The sequence below is a fragment of the Streptococcus oralis subsp. tigurinus genome (genome assembly GCF_002356415.1).
Taxonomy (GTDB): Bacteria; Bacillota; Bacilli; order Lactobacillales; family Streptococcaceae; genus Streptococcus; species Streptococcus oralis_F.
Genome location: NZ_AP018338.1, coordinates 250,999 through 265,666 on the forward strand (window position 1 = coordinate 250,999; position 14,668 = coordinate 265,666).

Genomic DNA, 14,668 nt, shown 5'->3' on the forward strand with positions numbered 1-14,668 from the left:
TTAGAATAGAAAGGGAAGAAATAGTGGTTGATGTAAATCGTTTTAAAAGTATGCAAATCACCCTAGCTTCTCCAAGCAAAGTCCGTTCATGGTCTTATGGAGAAGTCAAAAAACCTGAAACAATTAATTACCGTACGTTGAAACCAGAACGTGAAGGACTCTTTGACGAAGTCATCTTTGGTCCTACAAAAGACTGGGAATGTGCTTGTGGTAAGTATAAACGCATTCGTTACAGAGGGATTGTTTGTGACCGTTGTGGGGTTGAAGTAACGCGTACAAAAGTTCGTCGTGAGCGTATGGGACACATCGAGTTGAAAGCTCCTGTATCTCACATCTGGTATTTCAAGGGGATTCCAAGCCGTATGGGGTTGACCCTTGATATGAGCCCTCGTGCCCTCGAGGAAGTGATCTACTTTGCGGCTTATGTGGTGATTGATCCTAAGGATACACCACTTGAGCACAAGTCTATCATGACAGAGCGCGAATACCGTGAGCGCTTGCGTGAATATGGTTATGGATCATTCGTTGCCAAGATGGGTGCCGAAGCCATCCAAGACCTTTTGAAACAAGTAGATCTTGAAAAAGAAATTGCTGAACTCAAAGAAGAGTTGAAAACAGCTACTGGACAAAAACGTGTCAAAGCCATCCGTCGTTTGGATGTTTTGGATGCCTTTTACAAGTCTGGAAACAAACCTGAATGGATGGTTCTCAACATCCTTCCAGTTATTCCACCAGATCTTCGTCCAATGTTGCAGTTGGATGGTGGCCGTTTTGCCTCATCTGACTTGAACGACCTTTACCGCCGTGTTATCAACCGTAACAACCGTTTGGCTCGTTTGCTTGAGTTGAATGCACCAGGTATCATCGTTCAGAATGAGAAGCGTATGCTTCAAGAAGCGGTTGATGCTTTGATTGACAATGGTCGTCGTGGTCGTCCGATCACAGGACCAGGTAGCCGTCCATTGAAATCATTGAGCCACATGCTTAAAGGGAAACAAGGACGCTTCCGTCAAAACTTGCTCGGTAAACGTGTTGACTTCTCAGGACGTTCCGTTATCGCCGTTGGTCCAACTCTTAAGATGTACCAATGTGGTGTGCCACGTGAAATGGCTATTGAGCTCTTTAAACCATTCGTCATGCGTGAAATCGTCGCTCGTGATATCGTGCAAAACGTCAAAGCAGCTAAACGCTTGGTGGAACGCGGAGACGAACGTATCTGGGATATCCTTGAAGAAGTAATCAAAGAACACCCAGTGCTTTTGAACCGCGCACCGACCCTTCACCGTTTGGGTATCCAAGCTTTCGAGCCAGTCTTGATTGATGGTAAGGCCCTCCGCTTGCACCCACTTGTCTGTGAAGCCTACAATGCCGACTTTGACGGGGACCAAATGGCCATCCACGTACCGCTTTCAGAAGAAGCTCAAGCAGAAGCTCGTATCTTGATGCTTGCTGCTGAGCACATCTTGAATCCGAAAGATGGTAAACCAGTTGTTACTCCATCTCAGGATATGGTTTTGGGGAACTACTACTTGACCATGGAAGAAGCTGGTCGTGAAGGTGAAGGAATGGTTTTCAAAGACCGTGATGAAGCTGTTATGGCTTACCGTAATGGTTATGTTCACCTCCACTCACGTGTTGGTATCGCGACAGACAGCCTCAACAAACCATGGACAGAAGAGCAAAAACACAAGGTCTTGCTGACAACAGTTGGTAAAATCCTCTTCAACGACATCATGCCAGAGGGTCTGCCTTACTTGCAAGAACCGAATAATGCGAACTTGACAGAAGGACTCCCAGCTAAGTACTTCTTGCCACTAGGTGGCGATATCAAGGAAGCAATTCGCAACCTTGAACTCAATCCTCCATTCAAGAAGAAAAACCTTGGAAATATCATCGCTGAGATTTTCAAACGTTTCCGTACAACAGAAACCTCTGCATTCTTGGACCGATTGAAAAACTTAGGTTACCATCATTCAACACTTGCTGGATTGACAGTGGGGATTGCTGATATCCCAGTGGTTGAAGACAAGGCTGAAATCATCGAAGAATCTCATAAGCGTGTAGAGCAAATCACAAAACAGTTCCGTCGTGGTTTGATCACTGATGATGAACGTTACAATGCCGTTACAGCTGAATGGCGTGCAGCTCGTGAGAAATTGGAAAAACGCTTGGTCGACAACCAAGATCCGAAGAATCCAATCGTTATGATGATGGACTCAGGAGCCCGTGGTAACATCTCGAACTTCTCACAACTTGCCGGTATGCGTGGTCTGATGGCCGCTCCGAACGGACGTATCATGGAATTGCCAATCCTTTCAAACTTCCGCGAAGGTTTGTCAGTACTCGAAATGTTCTTCTCAACTCACGGTGCCCGTAAAGGTATGACCGATACGGCCCTTAAGACAGCCGACTCAGGTTATCTTACTCGTCGTTTGGTCGACGTTGCCCAAGATGTTATCATCCGTGAGGACGACTGTGGAACAGACCGTGGTCTCTTAATCCGCTCTATCGCAGAAGGAAAAGAGATGATCGAGTCACTCGAAGAACGTCTCAACGGTCGTTACACGAAGAAAACTGTTAAACACCCAGAAACTGGCGAAGTTATCATTGGTCCAAATGAGTTAATCACAGAAGACAAGGCGCGCGAGATTGTCAATGCTGGTGTGGAAGAGGTGACTATCCGTTCCGTATTTACATGTAACACTCGTCATGGAGTCTGCCGTCACTGTTACGGTATCAACTTGGCGACTGGTGATGCGGTTGAAGTTGGGGAAGCAGTTGGTACAATCGCTGCCCAATCTATCGGGGAACCTGGGACACAGCTTACCATGCGTACTTTCCACACGGGTGGGGTTGCCTCAAATACCGATATCACTCAAGGTCTTCCTCGTGTCCAAGAAATCTTTGAAGCCCGCAATCCAAAAGGGGAAGCGGTTATTACAGAGGTCAAAGGACAAGTTACAGCCATCGAAGAAGACGCGTCAACTCGTACGAAGAAAGTCTTTGTTAAGGGTGAAACTGGCGAAGGAGAATATGTCGTTCCATTTACAGCACGTATGCGTGTTGAAGTTGGAGACCAAGTTTCTCGTGGTGCAGCATTGACAGAGGGTTCTATCCAACCAAAACATCTCCTTGCTGTTCGTGATGTCTTGTCAGTTGAAACTTACCTTCTCGGTGAAGTCCAAAAAGTTTACCGTAGCCAAGGGGTAGAAATCGGTGACAAACACATCGAGGTTATGGTTCGTCAAATGATCCGTAAAGTCCGTGTCATGGATCCAGGTGATACAGATCTTCTCATGGGTACCCTTTTAGACATCAACGATTTTACAGATGCGAACAAAGATGTCCTTATCGCCGGTGGAGTCCCAGCGACAGGTCGCCCAGTCCTTATGGGAATCACCAAAGCCTCGCTTGAGACAAACAGTTTCTTGTCAGCGGCTTCCTTCCAGGAAACAACTCGTGTCCTTACAGATGCAGCCATCCGTGGTAAGAAAGACCATCTCCTTGGACTTAAGGAAAATGTTATCATCGGTAAGATCATCCCAGCAGGTACTGGTATGGCTCGCTACCGTAACCTTGAACCACAGGCAATCAATGACGCAGAATATCTGGCTCCTGAACAAGAAGAGGCAGAACTTACTCCAGTAGATGAAACTGTGGAAATCCAATCTGAAGAAACTGTAGAATAAAAGCAAATAAGAGAACCTCCGGGTTCTCTTTTCTTTGTTTCAGAAAATTTTCCAATTTTTCCATAAAGTGTGGTAGAATAGAAGAACTAAAATGACAAGGGGATTTATATGGAACAAACATTCTTTATCATTAAGCCAGATGGTGTGAAGAGAGGTCTAGTTGGCGAGGTTTTGAAAAGAATTGAGCGACGTGGTTTCAAACTCAAAAAATTAGAGTTACGTTCAACAGTTTCAGAAGATTTGATTGACCAACACTATCGCGACTTAGTTGAAAAAAGTTTTTATCCTCCTATCCGTCAATTTATGACCTCAGGCCCAATAATTGTTGGAATCATTTCAGGTCCCAAGGTAATTGAAAGCTGGCGTGACATGATGGGGGCCACTCGTCCAGAAGAGGCACTACCAGGAACCATCCGGGGAGATTTTGCTAAGGCGGCAGGAGAAAATCAAGCCATTCAAAACGTGGTACATGGATCAGATTCAGAAGAGTCAGCTAAACGAGAAATCGCTCTCTGGTTTAGGGATTAGATTAGAAGAGAACAGTTCTGTGAATGACGGAACTGTTTTTTGTACCGTTCAGCGTCGGAATGTGACATTTTGGAAGTCATTTATCATTTTCTAATCCTGTCAGAGTATAATTTCTTATACGGAGGAAGAAAAGGAAATGATGAAATCAATTCGTGTTTTATTATTATTAGCTGTCGCTCAAATTTTATTTGGAAGTTGTTTATTGTGGAAGGAATCATTTTTATCTTTAAGAGAAGGAAATGTCTATTTTTTAATTCTCATAGTGGGAGTTTCAGGCTTTTGTGCCGGGATTAATTACTTCCATACCTTGGGTCAGAAAAGTCATAGTATTTTGCGTGTTCAAAAGAAAGTAAGCCTTGTTTATAGCCTTCTTTTAGTAGTCAATCTTCTGGCAACCTGTCTGGTTCTCACAGAAAGCATCCAAACTACTAGCAAATTGCAGCAGGATCTGGTTGACCTCTTTTTGCCTTCATTCTTTTTCTTGCTGGGAGTAGATCTATGGATTTTCTTACCTTTTGATAAATATATTCGGGATATGGACAACCATCTGAACAAGAAGAGAACGGTTGTGATTTCCGTTTTAGGCACGATTATTTTCTTGAGAAATCCCGTAACAATCTCCTCCATTCTCCTTTATATCGGTCTCGGTTTTTTATGTGCGCGTTTCCTCTTTCCAAAATCCGTGCAAAGGGAAATTTCATTTTATGGACATGTGATTCGCGATGTTTTATTTGTTATTTGTATTTTTACCTTTTTCTAAGAAAGGCAAGGAAAACTGTAAATTTAGCATAGTAAGTCTATAAAGAAAATTCACACAAAAGGAAACTTTTTGGTATAATAGTAGCATGTACACAAAAAATGAAAAAGAGCTTCTAGCTCTCGGAGAAAGATTAGGTCATTTGCTTCAAAAAGACGATGTTCTGATCTTGACGGGAGAGTTGGGTGCGGGTAAAACAACCTTTACAAAAGGCCTTGCTAAGGGTTTGGATATCCGTCAGATGATTAAAAGTCCAACTTATACTATCGTGAGAGAGTATGAAGGGCGTCTGCCACTTTACCATTTGGATGTCTACCGTATCGAAGGGGATGCTGATTCTATTGACTTGGATGAGTTTCTCTTTGGTGGCGGTGTGACTGTTATTGAGTGGGGGCATCTTTTGGGTGAGGATTTACCAGATTCCTATTTGGAATTGGAAATTTTGAAAGAAGCAGAGGGTCGTTGTCTTCATTTTACGGCTCATGGCCCTCGGGCTGAACAACTCATCAAGGAGCTTCATGATGGAGTATGAGTTGTGCATTCGTGAGGCAGAGACTTCAGATGCTACAGCTTTGATTGCATTTTTAGATTGTGTCGGTCAAGAAACAGACCTCACTAGCCTAGATGAAAATGGTATCATGATGACAGCGTCTGAAATGGCTCTTTTTATCGAAAAACAAGTTGCATCGGAGAATCAAATTACTCTTCTCGCCTTACTGAATGATGAGATTGCAGGTATCTTAAATATCACATCGGATCAACATTTAAGAGTTCGGCATATTGGAGATGTTTTTCTAGCAGTTCGCAAGAAATTTTGGAACCAAGGCTTGGCTACAATACTTCTAGAAGAAGGCATCGAGTGGGCTAAAGCCAGTGGTGTCTTGCGCCGCTTGCAACTCAGTGTACAAAAACGAAACGAGGCTGCTATCCACCTCTATTCAAAAATGGGATTTATCACAGAAGGCTTGCAAGAAAGAGGAGCCTATTTAGCAGAAGGGATATTTTTAGATGTTTGTCTGATGGGCAAATTGATAGATAAATAACGAGATGATCAAAAAATTAATTGGAATGGTGCTAGGTTTCCTGGCCGTAACAGTTGTAGGTGTAGGAATTTATGCCTACACAATCTATCAGCAGGGAACTGCAACCCTGAGTCAAAAAACTTACAAAAAAATCGGTGAAGAAACCAACGTTATCGAAGCAACTGAGCCTCTAACGATTCTCCTAATGGGGGTAGATACGGGAAATTCGGAACGTACAGATCCGTGGGCAGGGAATAGTGATTCCATGATTCTCTTGACGGTTAATCCAAAAACAAAGAAAACCACTATGATGAGTTTGGAACGGGATATTCTGACCAAGATCGAGAGTGGAAATGGCCAAGTTCAGGAAGCCAAACTCAATGCGGCCTATGCCAATGGCGGTGCGGAGCTTGCAATTTCTACTATTCAAAAGATGATGAATATCCACATTGACCGCTATGTAATGGTCAACATGCAAGGCCTTCAACAATTGGTGGATGCAGTTGGTGGAATCACCGTCAACAATACACTTGGTTTCCCAATTTCCATAACTGACCAAGAAGAGTTTAATAAGATCTCCATCGGTGTTGGAGAACAAACCTTGAATGGTGAGGAAGCGTTGGTTTATTCACGGATGCGTTACCAAGACCCTGAAGGAGACTATGGTCGTCAAAAACGTCAACGTGAAGTCATTCAAAAAATCGTTGAGAAAGTTTTGAGCCTAAACAGTGTGAGCCACTATCAAGGCATCCTCAAAGCATTGAGCAACAATATGCAGACCAACGTAGATCTTTCAGCCAAGAGTATTCCACAATTGCTCGGCTATCAAGATTCTTTCAAGAATATCGAAACGCATCAATTGCGTGGGGAAGATGCTGAGCTACAGGGAATTTCTTATCAGATTGTCACTTCAGAACATATGCTCGAGATGCAAAATCTCTTGCGTCGTTCACTAGGTAAAGAGCCAGTGACAGAATTGGAAACCAATGCGGTACTGTACGAAACAGCCTTTGGTCGGACAGCGCCTTCAACCAGTACTAACGCTTCAAACGAAGAAGCAGAATAAGAAAAGAATCAAATCGTGGGAAATTTCCTGCGATTTTTTCAAAAAGAATTCGAATAGATAAGTAGGAGGAAATATGAAAGCAGAAATTATTGCTGTTGGAACAGAAATTTTAACAGGGCAAATCGTCAATACCAATGCTCAGTTTTTATCAGAGAAGCTAGCCGAAATTGGGGTAGATGTCTACTTCCAAACAGCTGTCGGAGACAATGAAGCTCGTCTTTTGTCCTTGCTTGAGATTGCGAGCCAACGTAGTAATCTTGTGATTTTGACAGGGGGCTTGGGACCAACTGAGGATGATTTGACCAAACAAACTCTAGCTAAATTTTTAGGGAAAGAATTAGCCTTCGATCCTCAGTCGCAGGCAAAGTTGGATGTCTTTTTTGCTCAGAGACCAGACTATGCGAGAACACCAAATAATGAAAGACAAGCTCAACTTGTAGCAGGGTCGACTCCACTACCAAACGAAACAGGATTGGCTGTTGGAGGAATCTTAGAAGTGGATGGCGTAGCCTACGTGGTCCTTCCGGGACCGCCAAGTGAGTTGAAACCCATGGTCTTAAATCAACTTTTACCCAAGCTGATGACAGGCACCAAACTATATTCCCGAGTGCTTCGTTTCTTTGGAATTGGTGAGAGTCAGTTGGTGACCATTTTGGCGGACTTGATTGACCAGCAAACGGATCCGACCTTGGCTCCTTATGCCAAGACGGGAGAAGTGACTTTGCGCCTGTCTACAAAAGCAGTTAGTCAAGAAAAGGCTGATCAAGTACTGGATATCTTAGAAAATCAAATCTTGGATCGCCAGACTTTTGAGGGAATTTCTCTGCGCGACATCTGTTATGGATATGGGGAAGAAACCAGCCTCGCAAGTGTCGTTGTAGAAGAGCTAAAGAAGAGACAGAAAAGCATTACTGCGGCAGAAAGCTTGACGGCAGGTCTCTTTCAGGCTACTTTAGCAGACTTTTCAGGTGTTTCAGCTATCTTTAATGGAGGGTTTGTCACCTACAGCCTAGAAGAAAAGTCCAAGATGTTGGATATTTCCGAGCAAGAGCTAAAAGAACACGGGGTCGTTTCTGAGTTTACGGCTCGAAAAATGGCAGAGCAGGCACGGCTCAAGACTCAGTCTGATTATGGAGTCAGTCTGACAGGTGTAGCTGGGCCAGATAGCCTAGAGGGGCATCCCGCCGGCACAGTTTTTATTGGACTGGCACATGCAAAAGGGACAGAGGTTATCAAGGCTAATATTGCAGGACGGAGTCGAGCAGATGTTCGACATATTGCGGTCATGCATGCCTTTAACCTAGTTCGCAAGGCTTTATTAAGTGACTAAATTTTGGTATAATGAAAGATAGGTCGAAGGACCAGTAGAATATAGGAGAACAAAATGGCGAAAAAACCAACAAAAAAATTAGATGAAATTGGGAAAAAATTTGGAGCTGACCGTGAAAAAGCCTTGAACGATGCTCTTAAATTGATTGAGAAAGACTTTGGTAAGGGATCAATCATGCGTTTGGGTGAGCGCGCGGAGCAAAAAGTGCAAGTCATGAGTTCAGGGTCCTTGGCTCTTGACATTGCTCTTGGTTCAGGTGGTTATCCTAAGGGACGCATCATCGAAATCTATGGACCAGAGTCTTCTGGTAAGACAACGGTTGCCCTTCATGCTGTCGCGCAAGCACAGAAAGAAGGTGGTATTGCAGCCTTTATCGATGCGGAACATGCTCTTGACCCAGCCTATGCTGCAGCCCTTGGTGTGAACATTGACGAATTGCTCTTGTCACAACCAGACTCAGGAGAGCAAGGTCTTGAAATTGCTGGAAAATTGATTGACTCAGGTGCAGTTGACCTTGTCGTTATCGACTCAGTTGCGGCCCTTGTACCTCGTGCAGAAATTGATGGGGATATTGGAGATAGCCACGTTGGTTTGCAGGCTCGTATGATGAGCCAGGCCATGCGTAAACTTGGTGCTTCTATCAATAAAACCAAAACAATTGCCATCTTTATCAACCAGTTGCGTGAAAAAGTTGGGGTTATGTTTGGAAATCCAGAAACAACACCTGGTGGACGTGCTCTGAAATTCTACGCTTCAGTCCGTTTGGATGTTCGTGGAAGCACACAAATCAAAGGAACTGGTGACCAAAAAGATACCAATGTCGGTAAAGAAACCAAGATCAAGGTCGTGAAAAACAAGGTGGCTCCACCATTTAAGGAAGCCTTCGTTGAAATCATGTACGGAGAAGGGATTTCTAAGACTGGTGAACTCTTGAAGATCGCAAGTGATCTCGATATCATCCAAAAAGCAGGAGCATGGTACTCTTACAAGGGTGAAAAAATCGGGCAAGGATCGGAGAATGCTAAGAAATACTTGGCAGATCACCCAGAGATTTTTGATGAGATTGACCATCAGGTTCGTGTTCAATATGGTTTGATTGAAGATGAAGAGGGATCCACTCCTACTTCTGTCGCTGAAGATTTGGCACCTAACCAAGAAGTGACGCTTGACCTAGGTGATGGACTTGAAATCGAAATTGAAGATTAAAGATAAAACTAGGGAAAGTTTTCAAAATCATAAAAACGCATAATATCAGGTATTCAGAACCTTGGTATTATGCGTTTTTATCGTGAGAAAACTCTCTAGATTTCTCTTCCTTGAAACAACTAATGATCACTAAAGCGCCTGTATTTGATGTGAAAGTCAAAATAATGTTCATCTTGTAATTTTTGGAAGATGTCGCGATAGGCTTCCTCGTCGAAATGGTCACCGCGGTAGAGAATTTCAAAACTCAAGCCATCATACTCTAGAAAAGCGTTAGCTGTTTTGAAGCCATTTTGTTGATAGAAGCTCATACGAGCTTTTCTTTGTTCCAAGTTATCGCATTCTTCATCCAGTCGCTCTACTTCAAGCAACATGGTTCGCTGGTAAAAATCAGTTAGTTTGTCGATAATTTCCTTCCCATACCCATGACTTCTTAAGTGAGGCATGATGGCAAAAAAGCTAATATAGAAGGCCTTTTGGTTGGAGATGGCAAAAGCAAAGCCAACAAATTCTTCTTCGTTATAAAAAGCAAAAAAGTGGGCGTCATCTCGGTCCTGATAGCGCAAAAACTCAGAAAGGGGGACCCGTTCTTCCTCGGGGAAAGCTTCGTTATTTAGCTTTTCAACTTTATCAAGATCTGGAAACACATCGGTTATTAATTGACTGGTCAAACTCATAAATGACCTCCTTTTCTTGATTATAGCAAATTGTCTCTCTGTAAGCAATTGATTTCGGTATTCGTTAAAGAATCTTGTCGGTCCTCTGGAAAGCTGATATAATATCTTTATGAATAAAAAACAAACAGTGGACCTGATTCATGGCCCCATTCTTCCCTCACTTTTGAGCTTTGCCCTTCCAATTCTGTTGTCCAATATCTTTCAACAACTATATAATACAGCTGACGTCTTGATTGTAGGGCGGTTCCTTGGACAAGAATCCTTAGCAGCAGTAGGAGCGACAACGGCCGTTTTTGACTTGATTATAGGCTTTACGCTTGGTGTTGGCAATGGCATGGGGATTGTCATTGCTCGCTATTATGGGGCTCGTAATTTTGCTAAGATTAAAGAGGCTGTTGCGGCAACTTGGCTTCTGGGTGCCATCCTGAGTGCTCTTGTCATGCTGATGGGCTTCTTCGGCCTGTATCCACTCTTGCAATATTTAGAGACACCTGTAGAAATCCTTCCTCAATCCTACGAGTATATCTCCATGATTGTTACCTGTGTAGGCGTCAGCTTCGCCTACAATCTTTTTGCAGGCTTACTGCGCTCGATTGGCGATAGCCTTGCGGCTCTTGCTTTTCTTATCTTTTCAGCTATCGTTAATGTGATCTTGGATTTGTATTTTATTACGCAACTGCATCTGGGAGTTCAGTCTGCGGGTCTTGCAACCATTATCTCGCAGGGTTTGTCAGCAATCCTCTGTTATTTTTATATTCGTAAGAGTGTTCCAGAGCTTCTTCCGGGTCTCAAACATTTTAAATGGAATAAGGCTCTCTATGTGGATCTCTTGGAGCAGGGACTAGCCATGGGTCTGATGGGGTCGATCGTCTCTATCGGGAGTGTCATTTTACAATCCTCTGTCAATAGTTTTGGTGCAGTCATTATCAGTGCTCAAACGGCAGCACGGCGAATCATGGCCTTTGCCTTGCTGCCAATGACAGCTATTTCAGCATCAATGACGACTTTTATCTCTCAAAACTTTGGTGCAAAACGTCCCGAACGTATTGTCCAAGGTCTTCGTTTAGGGAGCTATTTGAGTATGTCTTGGGCAGCCTTTGCCTGTATTTTCCTATTTTTTGCCAGTCCTAGCCTAGTCTCTTTCTTGGCGAGTTCGACAGACAGCTATTTGGTAGAAAACGGGACCTTGTACTTACGTATCAGTTCTGTATTTTATCCATTTTTAAGTCTTTTATTGATTTATAGAAATAGCTTGCAGGGACTAGGCCAAAAACTTTTGCCACTTATATCTAGCTTTATAGAATTGTTTGGGAAAATTATTTTCGTAGCTTGGATTATTCCTTGGACAGGCTATACAGGTGTTATTCTCTGTGAACCGCTACTCTGGGTTGTGATGACTGTCCAACTTTACTTCTCCCTTTCCCGACATCCTTGGATAAAAGAAGGCAAGAAAATCGTGGCAGTCGGAGGGAAAGCCTAGCTTGCTTTGCAAAAGAAAATCCATTTCCTCTAGTGAAAATCGAAAAGACTTGTGTTATAATAAGAAAGATTAAAATGTGAAAAAGGAGATTCCTAATGGGACGTAAATGGGCCAATATCGTAGCCAAGAAAACGGCTAAAGATGGAGCTAACTCTAAAGTATATGCAAAATTTGGTGTAGAAATCTATGTAGCAGCTAAAAAAGGGGAACCAGATCCAGAATCAAACACTGCTTTGAAATTCGTTATCGATCGTGCCAAACAAGCGCAAGTGCCGAAACACGTTATTGATAAGGCTATCGATAAGGCAAAAGGAAACACAGACGAAACCTTTACAGAAGGACGTTACGAAGGATTTGGACCAAATGGTTCTATGCTGATTGTGGATACCTTGACTTCAAACGTCAACCGTACAGCTGCGAACGTTCGTGCTGCTTTTGGTAAAAATGGCGGAAACATGGGTGCTTCAGGTTCTGTTTCTTACCTCTTTGACAACAAGGGTGTTATCGTATTTGCTGGTGATGATGCGGATGCTATCTTTGAATTGTTGCTTGAAGCAGATATTGATGTGGATGATGTAGAAGCGGAAGAAGGAACAATCACTGTTTACACAGCTCCAACAGACCTTCATAAGGCTATCGTTGCCCTTCGTGAGTCTGGTATCGAAGAATTCCAAGTTACTGAACTGGAAATGATTCCTCAGTCAGAAGTTGAGTTGTCAGGTGAAGACCTTGAAACCTTTGAAAAACTTTACAGCGTTCTTGAAGATGATGAGGACGTCCAAAAGATCTACACAAATGTCGATGGATTCTAATAAAAAAGCGAACAGACTTGCTAGCTGTTCGCTTTTTATATTTGAGATTAGACTCTGATTCCAGAATCTCTTTGCTGCTGTCTTTCTCCTAGGCCTACAGCTATTTTATGAACTAGTAAGAGTTGACCATCATCCTGTTTTACAAAGGTCAGAGTAACGGTCTTGATTTTATCATCAATGCCAATATAGGTAATTTTCTTGGTGTCGTAGCCCTCAATGATTGAATCAAACTCGGAATCTGGTAGTCCATGCTTTTTGATAATATCCTTGTAGTTGGTACCACCTTTTCCTTTGTTGTCAAGGTCACCTTCGATTAAGGCGTCGAACTCTTTTTGGGTCCAAGTGAAGGAATCCTCTTCCTCCTCTTCAGGGAGTGAATCAATGGTATCATCTGTCAAGTCGCGTTCCATTGAGGAACTGGCTTCTCTATAGGAACGGTTAAACTCTCTGACAAACTCTTTGTAGACATTAGCATACAACATTTGGGTCGTAAGGAAGAGTATAATAGAAGCAATTGACAAGGATGTTCCGATAATGGCCATTGTTTTCCGTTTTTTGAGATTGGCAATAAGTCCGATAATACCTAATATCAAAGCGACAATAGCGATGAAAAACGATAGATAATTAATAAACGGGATCCAAGATCCTAAAAGTGCGATGGATCCAAAAATGGTTGCTAAAATCCCTAAAACTTTTTGTTCTTCTGGTTTCATTTGAAAGTCTTCTCCCTTCATCGAGTGAATGGATTCCTATCCATGGTAGCTAGTGCTTATTATAGAGAAAATATTCTCCAATGTCAATTTAGACTAGAATAGTTCTCTAGGAAACTTTTTTCTTGACATCTCCTCTGAAAGTGATAAAATAGTTCTCATGGAAACTTAATTAGTTCTCCTGAGAACTATATTCAATCGTGAGAAAGGAGCAATCATGGACAAGCCGATGTTGATTTTTAAACGCTTTGGGCACCAGGTTCACCTGATGGTACAGAAAGAAGCCAAGCGTTGCGGTATTGAATTTATGGGGGGACCGCAAGGACAGGTCCTGCAGTTTTTAGATCGTCGTGAGCATGATCAGGAATTAACGCTTATCAAGGATATTGAGACAGAACTCAATATCACCAAGTCAGTTGCAAGCAACTTGGTCAAGCGTATGGTACAAAATGATTTAGTCGAGTTAGAGGCCAGTCCAAGTGATAAACGAGCAAAACTTGTTCGTTTGACCGATAAATCACGATCTCAGATGCAAGAAGTTAAGGCGCTTTTTGATCGGATTGCCAGTGGTCTACTGGAAGGAATTTCAAAGGAAAAGCTAGCCGTTTTTGAAGAAGTTCTCGGACAACCACAGGCTAATGTAGAAAGAATAGGAGGAGAGAATGAAGAAACTTGCTAAACGTATTACAGGAAAAGAGTGGGGGATGATCCTACTAGCCATTCTCTTCACCTGCTTTTCGGTTTATCTGGAGTTGGAAGTACCGACCTATATCTCGAAAATCACAAATTTGTTGGGAATTAAAGAAACTAATTTAGATGAGTTATGGCAACCAGTAGGTATGATGGTGGGAATGTCTTTTCTGGCCTTCTTGTCCGCAGTTGCAGTTGGATTTTTTACGTCCAGAGTGGCTGCTTCTTATACTAGTAGGCTAAGAAGTGATATTTTTAACCGAGTTTTAGACTACTCGCAGACAGAGATTAAGAAATTCTCTATTCCCAGTCTTAACTCGTACCACCAATCTCAGAGCGGTTAGCGTGAAGCGGATTTTGTAAATGTGGTTGTCTGGGACGCCTAGCTGAGACTTTAGCCAGCTATGCAAGTAAGGGCAGCTTGATTTCCCTGAATGGTGAGTTGCGGACTCGTCGCTACGAGAAGGAGGGGCGACTCATTATGTGACAGAGGTGCTCTGTCATAGCTTCCATCTCCTGGAAGTCGCGCCCAGCGTGCTCTGCGTGAAAATGACAGCGGAGGTGATTTGGCAGATTTAGTGTTGGAAGAAGAGGAACTTCCCTTTTAAGCAAGAAGCAAAGAGTGGGAAATGACCTAGCTCTAAAAAATCAGCATTCAGTTTTGTAAGATGCAAGATCTGTTTGACTGAATTCTATTTCTCTCA

Annotated in this window: 13 protein-coding genes and 2 pseudogenes; 13 read left to right on the forward strand and 2 right to left on the reverse strand. The window is 42.8% G+C overall.

Annotation, left to right across the window (positions count from 1 at the left end; all coding sequences use genetic code 11):
* Positions 1-23 precede the first annotated feature (23 nt).
* The 8 genes from rpoC to recA all read left to right on the forward strand — a co-directional run bounded on the left by rpoC (position 24) and on the right by recA (position 9,598).
* Positions 24-3,689, forward strand: a complete 3,666-nt coding sequence (gene rpoC, locus STO1_RS01315; RefSeq protein WP_007520751.1) for a DNA-directed RNA polymerase subunit beta' — start codon at positions 24-26, stop codon at positions 3,687-3,689.
* A 108-nt stretch (positions 3,690-3,797) separates the two neighbouring features.
* Positions 3,798-4,217 (forward strand): nucleoside-diphosphate kinase, encoded by a 420-nt coding sequence (gene ndk / locus STO1_RS01320; protein ID WP_007520750.1) that lies wholly within the window; start codon positions 3,798-3,800, stop codon positions 4,215-4,217.
* Between the two features lie 136 nt (positions 4,218-4,353).
* Entirely contained in the window at positions 4,354-4,977 is a 624-nt protein-coding gene (locus STO1_RS01325) for a hypothetical protein (RefSeq protein ID WP_007520749.1), read from the forward strand.
* An 85-nt stretch (positions 4,978-5,062) separates the two neighbouring features.
* Positions 5,063-5,506 carry a tRNA (adenosine(37)-N6)-threonylcarbamoyltransferase complex ATPase subunit type 1 TsaE gene (tsaE, locus tag STO1_RS01330; protein ID WP_007520747.1) on the forward strand — a complete coding sequence of 148 codons (444 nt, stop codon included), beginning with the start codon at positions 5,063-5,065 and terminating at the stop codon, positions 5,504-5,506.
* Positions 5,496-6,017 (forward strand): GNAT family N-acetyltransferase, encoded by a 522-nt coding sequence (locus tag STO1_RS01335; RefSeq protein ID WP_021164629.1) that lies wholly within the window; start codon positions 5,496-5,498, stop codon positions 6,015-6,017. The genes tsaE and STO1_RS01335 overlap by 11 nt, the downstream gene beginning before the upstream one ends.
* Before the next feature lie 4 nt (positions 6,018-6,021).
* The gene (gene brpA, locus STO1_RS01340; RefSeq protein ID WP_061588622.1) at positions 6,022-7,062 is read left to right on the forward strand and encodes a glycopolymer--peptidoglycan transferase LytR; all 1,041 of its coding nucleotides are present in this window, start codon (positions 6,022-6,024) and stop codon (positions 7,060-7,062) included.
* 73 nt (positions 7,063-7,135) lie between these two features.
* Complete coding sequence (locus STO1_RS01345) at positions 7,136-8,392, forward strand: competence/damage-inducible protein A (RefSeq protein ID WP_096421635.1); 1,257 nt, start codon at positions 7,136-7,138, stop codon at positions 8,390-8,392.
* Positions 8,393-8,446: 54 nt separating this feature from the next.
* Complete coding sequence (gene recA, locus STO1_RS01350; protein ID WP_096421637.1) at positions 8,447-9,598, forward strand: recombinase RecA; 1,152 nt, start codon at positions 8,447-8,449, stop codon at positions 9,596-9,598.
* Positions 9,599-9,717: 119 nt separating this feature from the next.
* On the opposite strand, the gene STO1_RS01355 is transcribed toward recA, so the two are convergent.
* Positions 9,718-10,272, reverse strand: coding sequence for a GNAT family N-acetyltransferase (locus tag STO1_RS01355; RefSeq protein WP_000060287.1), 555 nt, complete (start codon positions 10,270-10,272; stop codon positions 9,718-9,720).
* A gap of 109 nt (positions 10,273-10,381) precedes the next feature.
* Here STO1_RS01355 and STO1_RS01360 point away from each other — a divergent pair, with 109 nt between their 5' ends.
* Together STO1_RS01360 and STO1_RS01365 are read left to right on the forward strand one after the other, a co-directional pair.
* Complete coding sequence (locus tag STO1_RS01360) at positions 10,382-11,752, forward strand: MATE family efflux transporter (protein WP_061588624.1); 1,371 nt, start codon at positions 10,382-10,384, stop codon at positions 11,750-11,752.
* Between the two features lie 95 nt (positions 11,753-11,847).
* Positions 11,848-12,564: a YebC/PmpR family DNA-binding transcriptional regulator gene (locus tag STO1_RS01365; protein ID WP_000532898.1), complete on the forward strand. Its 717-nt coding sequence runs from the start codon at positions 11,848-11,850 to the stop codon at positions 12,562-12,564.
* A 47-nt stretch (positions 12,565-12,611) separates the two neighbouring features.
* Here the strand turns inward: STO1_RS01365 and STO1_RS01370 are convergent, their stop codons facing one another.
* Positions 12,612-13,298 carry a DUF308 domain-containing protein gene (locus STO1_RS01370; protein WP_045617726.1) on the reverse strand — a complete coding sequence of 229 codons (687 nt, stop codon included), beginning with the start codon at positions 13,296-13,298 and terminating at the stop codon, positions 12,612-12,614.
* A 193-nt stretch (positions 13,299-13,491) separates the two neighbouring features.
* Between STO1_RS01370 and STO1_RS01375 the strand changes: the two genes are divergently transcribed.
* From STO1_RS01375 to STO1_RS09855, 3 genes and pseudogenes are all read left to right on the forward strand, one after another.
* On the forward strand, positions 13,492-13,953 hold the full coding sequence (locus tag STO1_RS01375; protein ID WP_096421639.1) for a MarR family winged helix-turn-helix transcriptional regulator: 462 nt from the start codon (positions 13,492-13,494) through the stop codon (positions 13,951-13,953).
* Positions 13,937-14,294 (forward strand): annotated as a pseudogene (locus tag STO1_RS09850) (ABC transporter ATP-binding protein); the annotation flags it as partial. The gene STO1_RS01375 and the pseudogene STO1_RS09850, both read left to right, overlap by 17 nt.
* 14 nt (positions 14,295-14,308) lie before the next feature.
* Positions 14,309-14,572, forward strand: a pseudogene (locus STO1_RS09855) (single-stranded DNA-binding protein); the annotation flags it as partial.
* Positions 14,573-14,668: the final 96 nt, after the last annotated feature.

Excerpts from the sequence above, each read along its gene's own strand:
- ndk (WP_007520750.1), top strand. The coding sequence starts at position 3,798 with ATGGAACAAACATTCTTTATCATTAAGCCAGATGGTGTGAAGAGAGGT.
- STO1_RS01325 (WP_007520749.1), top strand. The coding sequence starts at position 4,354 with ATGATGAAATCAATTCGTGTTTTATTATTATTAGCTGTCGCTCAAATT.
- tsaE (WP_007520747.1), top strand. The coding sequence starts at position 5,063 with ATGTACACAAAAAATGAAAAAGAGCTTCTAGCTCTCGGAGAAAGATTA.
- STO1_RS01335 (WP_021164629.1), top strand. The coding sequence starts at position 5,496 with ATGGAGTATGAGTTGTGCATTCGTGAGGCAGAGACTTCAGATGCTACA.
- brpA (WP_061588622.1), top strand. The coding sequence starts at position 6,022 with ATGATCAAAAAATTAATTGGAATGGTGCTAGGTTTCCTGGCCGTAACA.
- STO1_RS01345 (WP_096421635.1), top strand. The coding sequence starts at position 7,136 with ATGAAAGCAGAAATTATTGCTGTTGGAACAGAAATTTTAACAGGGCAA.
- recA (WP_096421637.1), top strand. The coding sequence starts at position 8,447 with ATGGCGAAAAAACCAACAAAAAAATTAGATGAAATTGGGAAAAAATTT.
- STO1_RS01355 (WP_000060287.1), bottom strand. The coding sequence starts at position 10,272 with ATGAGTTTGACCAGTCAATTAATAACCGATGTGTTTCCAGATCTTGAT.
- STO1_RS01360 (WP_061588624.1), top strand. The coding sequence starts at position 10,382 with ATGAATAAAAAACAAACAGTGGACCTGATTCATGGCCCCATTCTTCCC.
- STO1_RS01365 (WP_000532898.1), top strand. The coding sequence starts at position 11,848 with ATGGGACGTAAATGGGCCAATATCGTAGCCAAGAAAACGGCTAAAGAT.
- STO1_RS01370 (WP_045617726.1), bottom strand. The coding sequence starts at position 13,298 with ATGAAGGGAGAAGACTTTCAAATGAAACCAGAAGAACAAAAAGTTTTA.
- STO1_RS01375 (WP_096421639.1), top strand. The coding sequence starts at position 13,492 with ATGGACAAGCCGATGTTGATTTTTAAACGCTTTGGGCACCAGGTTCAC.